The organism is uncultured Oscillibacter sp., from assembly GCF_910584465.1.
GTDB lineage: Bacteria > Bacillota > Clostridia > Oscillospirales > Oscillospiraceae > Oscillibacter.
Genome location: NZ_CAJUBK010000094.1, coordinates 1 through 6145 on the forward strand (window position 1 = coordinate 1; position 6145 = coordinate 6145).

Sequence of the window (6145 nt, forward strand, 5' to 3'; positions counted from 1 at the left end):
CCGAAGTGGTCGCACCGCAGGCACCGGGAGGACTCCTGCCCGGCCTCCTCGTCGGTCATGCCGCACTCGATGCACTGGAAGTCGCCCTTGCGCTCACAGGCGTCCCGCTCGGTGGCGTCGACCCGCCCGCGGGGGCGGAGGTCCGTGCAGCGGGGGGTGGGGACCTTGACCTCGGACTCGATCGCGTGGTCGAAGCCCAGGTACTCGTCGATGTTGGCGGCGGCGGCCTTCCCCGCGGCGATGGCCCGGATGACGGTGGCGGGGCCCGTCACGCAGTCGCCTCCGGCGAAGACGCCCACCATGTCCGGGAGCTGGGTGCTGGACTCCGCCAGCAGCGCGCCGCCCCGCTGGATCTTGATGCCCGTCTGCTCCAGGCCCCGGGTCTCGATGCCCTGTCCGATGGCGACGATGATCGTGTCCGCCGGGATGCGCAGGGGCTCCACGGCGGCGGTATTGGGCCGGGGGCGGCCCGCCTTGTCCATCTCGCCGATGATCTGGGGCTGGGTCCACAGGGCCGCGGCGCGGCCGTCCTCGCCGGCCTCGATGCGCAGGGGGGCCTGGAGGGTCAGCACCTCCGCGCCCTCGGCGATGGCGCCCTCCACCTCTTCGGCCTGGGCCGTCATGTCCTCCTGGCGGCGGCGGTAGACGCAGGTCACCTTCTCCGCCCCCAGGCGGATGGCGGAGCGGGTCACGTCCATGGCCACGTTCCCGCCGCCGATGACCACCACCTTCTGCCCGGTGAGATCGGGCATCTCGTTGTCCCCGATGTGCCGCAGGAGCTCCACGGCGGAGACGACGCCCAGGCTGTCCTCCCCCTCGATGCCGGTCTTCTTGTCGGTGTGCGCGCCGATGGAGAGGTAGAGGCAGTCGTACTCCTGCTTCAGCCTGTCGAAGGAGATGTCGGTGCCCACGTCGACCCCGGTATGCACCTCGATGCCCAGGGAAAGGATGGAAGCGATCTCCGCGTCCAGCTTCTCCCGGGGGAAGCGGTAGCTGGGGATGCCGTAGCGCATCATGCCGCCCAGCCGCTCCTGCCGCTCGTAGACGGCCACCTTGTGGCCCATGAGGGCCAGGTAATACGCGGCGGAGAGCCCGCCGGGACCGCCGCCGACGATCGCGACGGACTTCCCGGTGGCCTTGGCCGGCTTGGGCTGCGGCACGTCCCCGGCGTGGTCCACGGCGTAGCGCTTCAACCCCCGGATGTTCAGCGCGTCGTCCACCATGTTCCGGCGGCACCGGGCCTCGCAGGGGTGCTCGCAGATGTAGGCGCAGGCCGTGGGGAAGGGGTTGTCCTTGCGGATGAGCCGCACGGCGTCGGCGCAGCGGCCCTCGCCGATCAGCGCGATGTAGCCGGGGATGTCCACCCCGGCGGGGCACAGCGCCACGCAGGGCACCGGGTTCTTGAGGCTCCCCAGGCAGCGGTGGTGGAGGATGTGCTCCTCATAATCGTCCCGGAAGCCCCGGAGGCCCATCAGCACCAGCTGGGCGGCGTCGATGCCGATGGCACAGTCCGCCGTGTCCACGATGACCTGGGCCGTGCTTTCGATCCGGTCGATGATGCGGATGTTCGGCTCGCCGTCCAGCACTTCCCGGATCATGTTGCTGAGCTGGGTCAGCCCGATGCGGCAGGGCACGCACTTGCCGCAGGTCTGGGCCCGGCACAGGTCCAGGAAATTCAGCGCCATGTCCACCGGGCACAGGCCCGGTGGGCTGGCCGCGATCCGGCGCTCCATGTTGCGGTAGAGCTGCTCCACCACCGCCTGGGCCTGGCCGGGGGTCTTCACTTCCAGTCTGCTCATGACTACCCTTCTTCCTAAAAAATTTTTTGGTATCATAAATATTATTATGGGCGCAGGGACCATGGATGTCAAGAAACGTTATTTTTTCGTCGATCTTTTCGTCGAAAGCTCCAGATCGGCCTTATGAAAAGTCTCGTAACGTCCAAAAGCCTCCCTCCAGCGGCGGGTCTCCCCTCTCAAAAACGCGATCCGGGCTTGCTTTGCCCCTCCCGGTGGTTTATACTAGAGCCTGTTCGACCTGACGAAAGATCCCTTTATGGAAGGAGCACCGATATGATCCGCCTCATCGCCAGCGACATCGACGGGACCCTGCTGCAAAACGGGGCCTCCGCCATCCCCCGGGAGATCTTCGGCCACATCCGCCGCCTGGAGGAGGAGGGCATCCTCTTCTGCCCCGCCAGCGGACGGCAGTACGCCAGCCTTCGGAAGCTCTTCGCCCCCGTGGCGGACAAGGTGCCCTTCCTCTGCGAGAACGGCGCGGTGGTCTACGGTCCCGGAGACCCCGGCCCCATCCTGAGCAAGACCGCCATGGACCGGCGGCTCTCCGAGGAGCTGTGCCGGGACATCATCGCCCTGCCGGAGGCAGAGGTGCTGATCTCCGGGGCCGCCGTCTGCTACCTCTGCCCCAAGGGCCCGGATGTGGAGGACCAGATCCGCTGGTTTTTAGGCAACCGCACCGCCCTCCTCTCCGCCCCGGAGGACACGCCGGAGGACATCATCAAGGTCTCCGCCTACTGCCCCAACGGCACGCTGGACAGGGCCCGGCAGGCCCTCTTCCCCAAGTGGGAGGAGCATTTCCGGTGCGCCGTGGCCGGAGAGGTCTGGCTGGATTTCACCCTGGCGGACAAGGGGCTGGGCGTGGCCCGGCTCTGCGAGTCCCTGGGCATCGGCCTGGAGGAGGTCATGGCCTTCGGCGACAATTACAACGACGTCCCCATGCTGGAGCGGGTGGGCCGCCCCTACCTGATGGCGGGCGCCGCGCCGGAGCTCCGACAGCGCTTCCCCGTCCAATGCCGCACCGTGGCGGAGATCTTGGAGACGCTGTGAGCCCCTCCCGCCCTTCCGGACCGCGGCGATGCGGCCGGGCGGGCGCTCCTCCCCGGGCCCGTCCCGGCGGTCCCCCTCCCCCGCGTCCCGGCCTCCACTTTTTGAACTTTTTTGACAATCTCCCCTGTCCGCCTTTACAAGGCGGACAAAATTCTTTATAATATAGGTCTGTCTGAGCCGCCCGAGGCGGCACGGCTCCCATCATGAACACGAGACGGCCCCCTCCGGACCGCCTTTGGAGGTCTTATGAAACAGTCCCTCAAACGCCTGACCGCCCTGCTGCTGCCCGGGCTGCTGTGCGTCTCGCTGCTGGCCGGCTGCGCCAAGGACAGCGACGGCATGGCGCTGTCCGCCTGCGTAGGCTCCGCGCCGGGCTCCCTGGACCCCATCTACGCCGAGGACATCTCCGGGCAGACCGTCCTGGCCCATCTCTACGAGAACCTCATGCGGGTGACCGTGGACAGCGCCGGGAAGACCAGCGTCATCAACGGCATGGCCAAGAGCGTGGACCAGGAGGAGGAGGCCAAGGACGGCGCCATCACCGTCACCTATACCTTCCGCCTCCGCAGCGCCCGCTGGTCCGACGGACAGCCCGTCACCGCCGGGGATTTCGTCTACGCCTGGCAGCGCCTGGCCAACCCCGCCACCGGCTCCCGCTATGCAGACCTCCTCTCGGTGGTCAGCGGCTTCCGGGAGGCCCGCGCCGCCGGGGACATGAGCCTGCTCCAGGTGACGGCCCGGAACGACAACACCCTCGTGGTGGTGCTGGACGGGCACTATGACTGGTTCTTGAAGGAGGTCTGCACCTCCCCCGCCACCATGCCCCTGCGGCAGGACGTGGTCCAGAAACTGAAGGCCGCCTCCGGCGACAAGTCCTGGTGGGCGGGCGACCCCACCCAGCTGGTGACCAACGGCCCCTACACCGTCGCCGCCCAGGAGGAGGGCCGCCTCCTCCGTCTGGAGGCCAACGGCCGTTATTACGCCGCCCAGCCCGGCCCGCAGAGCATCACCTTCCACTTCGCCGGGTCGGCGGAGGAGGCGTGGTCCCTTTACGAGAGCAAGACCGTCGACGCCGTGTGGCCCCTGCCGGACGCGCGCCTGACGGAGCTGGCGGCGGACCCGGAGTGGTCCCCGTCCCCCCAGCTGGAGACCTACGCCGCCCTGTTCAACTGTGATTCGGAGCTCTTCTCCGATCCCGCCATCCGGGAGGCCCTGAGCCTCGCCATCGACCGCGCCGCCATCGCCGGGGCCGCGGGGGCCACGGCCCTGCCGGCGGAGGGCCTGGTCCCTCCCGGCGTGCCGGAGAACGAGGAGGGGGATTTCCGTGAGCTCAGCTCCCCCCTGCTGGACAACGACCCGGAGGGCTATGAGGATCGCTGCCTGCGGGCCCGCGCCCTGCTGGAGGAGGCCGGCTACGCCAGCGGCGCCGACTTCGGCGAACTGGAGTTCCTGTATCTGGAGAGCGGCGTCAACGCCGCCGTGGCCCAGCTCCTCTGCCAGCAGTGGCAGGAGGTCCTGAAGATCCAAGTCACGCCCAAGGGCCTGGACGAGCGGAGCCTGATGCCCGCTCTGCGGTCCGGGGAGTATACCCTGGCGGGGCTGCGGCTCACCGCCTCGGCCAACGACGCGGAGTGCTTCCTGACCTCCTGGACCAGCGGGGTCCGGAACAACTACGTCTCCTATGACAGCACCGCCTATGACACCCTGATGATGATCATCGCCAGCGCCGCCGACGGCACTGCCCGCATGGGCTGCCTCCACGACGCGGAGGCCCTGCTGCTGATGGACCACGCCCTGGCCCCTCTGTATACCAAGGGCACCGCCTGGGAGCTCCGCGAGTCCCTCACCGGGGCCTTCCGGGACCCAAGGGGCTGGTTCAGCTTCGCGGGCGTCATCACCCGGCCTACTTAATAAAGAGCGCGAAGGGAGCCCTGCCTCACGGCAGGGCTCCCTTCCTTACATACCTTACATACCTCGGTGTGACCGCCCTCAAGCCAGGAAGCCCTTGAGGATGCAGTCCTCGGCCTCCTCCTCGGTGAGCCCCAGGGTCTCCAGCTTCAAAAGCTGGTCCCCGGCGATCTTGCCGATGGCGGCCTCGTGGACCAGCTGGGCCTCGGTACAGTTGGCGGTGATGGCGGGGATGGACTTGATCTTCGCCTCCCCCATGATGATGGAGTCGCACTGGACATGGCCGAAGCACTGGGCGTTGCCCACCATCCGGGGATAGAACACCTGCTCGGACCGGTCCTGGGCCACGGACCGGGAGATCACCCGGCCCTTGGCCCCCTCGCCGTCCAGGACGATCTCCATGTCGCTCTCCGCCGTCTGCTCCCCGTGGGTCAGCAGGCGCTCCGTCACCACCGCCTCGGCGTCCTTGCCGCAGACGATCTTCGTGGTGCGCTTCGTCGAATCGATGCCCCGGATCTGGACGCTCTCCATCTGGATGGAGGCGCCCTCCTCCAGATAGACCACGGTCTCGGGGTTCATGATCCTGCCGCCCCTGCCGTCGCCCTCACCGTAGTGCTTCTCGGTGTAGCGGACCTTGGAACCCTTCCCCACATAGAAGGTGTGCACGCCGTCATGGCGGGAATCCTGGTCGCCGCAGTTGTGGATGCCGCAGCCGGCCACGATGTCCACGTCGCACCCCTCGCCGATGAAGAAGTCGTTGTAGACCATCTCGCTGAGGCCGGGCTTCGTGATGATGACGGGGATGCGGCAGGTCTCCCCCTTGGTGCCGGGCTTGATCCGGATGTCGATGCCCGGCTTGTCCTCCTTGGAAACGATCTGGATATGCTCCGTCGACTGGCGGCCGTCACAGCCGGAGTCCTTCCGGATATTGAACGCCCCCACGGGCTTGCCGATGAGGTCCGCGATCTTCTCCAAAAGGCCCCGGTCGATCTCGGTGTCCATCATGATACATCCGCCTCCTTCTGCAGGACCGGGCATCCGCCCAGGGTGTCCGCCAAGATCTGGGGCAGGATCTCCGCCGGGCTCCCCCGGTGGCGCAGCCGCCCGTCGCCCACCACGATGACCTCATCCGCCAGGGAGATGATCCGCTCCTGGTGGGAGATGACGATCATGGTCGCGCCCCCGGCGGCGTGGAGCTGCTCGAAGGTCTCCGTCAGCCGGGCGAAGGACCACAGGTCGATGCCCGCCTCCGGCTCGTCGAAGATCATCAGCTTCCCCTGGCGGGCCAGGATGGAGGCGATCTCGATGCGCTTGACCTCGCCGCCGGAGAGGGAGGCGTCCACCTCCCGGTCCAGGTAGTCGTTGGCGCACAGGCCCACCCGGGTGAGGTA

Annotated in this window: 5 protein-coding genes; 2 read left to right on the forward strand and 3 right to left on the reverse strand. The window is 67.8% G+C overall.

The window, feature by feature from the left end:
• Positions 1-1799: NAD(P)-binding protein (locus tag QZ332_RS12820; RefSeq protein WP_295766127.1), on the reverse strand; the 1799-nt coding region annotated here is incomplete at its 3' end.
• 273 nt (positions 1800-2072) lie between these two features.
• Between QZ332_RS12820 and QZ332_RS12825 the strand changes: the two genes are divergently transcribed.
• Positions 2073-2846, forward strand: a complete 774-nt coding sequence (locus QZ332_RS12825; protein WP_295766129.1) for an HAD family hydrolase — start codon at positions 2073-2075, stop codon at positions 2844-2846.
• Between the two features lie 246 nt (positions 2847-3092).
• Positions 3093-4757 (forward strand): peptide ABC transporter substrate-binding protein, encoded by a 1665-nt coding sequence (locus QZ332_RS12830; RefSeq protein WP_295766131.1) that lies wholly within the window; start codon positions 3093-3095, stop codon positions 4755-4757.
• A 78-nt stretch (positions 4758-4835) separates the two neighbouring features.
• Here the strand turns inward: QZ332_RS12830 and QZ332_RS12835 are convergent, their stop codons facing one another.
• Together QZ332_RS12835 and QZ332_RS12840 are read right to left on the reverse strand one after the other, a co-directional pair.
• Positions 4836-5756: a SufD family Fe-S cluster assembly protein gene (locus tag QZ332_RS12835; protein WP_295766135.1), complete on the reverse strand. Its 921-nt coding sequence runs from the start codon at positions 5754-5756 to the stop codon at positions 4836-4838.
• The coding region (locus QZ332_RS12840) for an energy-coupling factor ABC transporter ATP-binding protein (RefSeq protein ID WP_295766133.1) at positions 5756-6145 on the reverse strand (390 nt) is incomplete at its 5' end. The genes QZ332_RS12840 and QZ332_RS12835, both read right to left, overlap by 1 nt.

Excerpts from the sequence above, each read along its gene's own strand:
- QZ332_RS12825 (WP_295766129.1), top strand. The coding sequence starts at position 2,073 with ATGATCCGCCTCATCGCCAGCGACATCGACGGGACCCTGCTGCAAAAC.
- QZ332_RS12830 (WP_295766131.1), top strand. The coding sequence starts at position 3,093 with ATGAAACAGTCCCTCAAACGCCTGACCGCCCTGCTGCTGCCCGGGCTG.
- QZ332_RS12835 (WP_295766135.1), bottom strand. The coding sequence starts at position 5,756 with ATGGACACCGAGATCGACCGGGGCCTTTTGGAGAAGATCGCGGACCTC.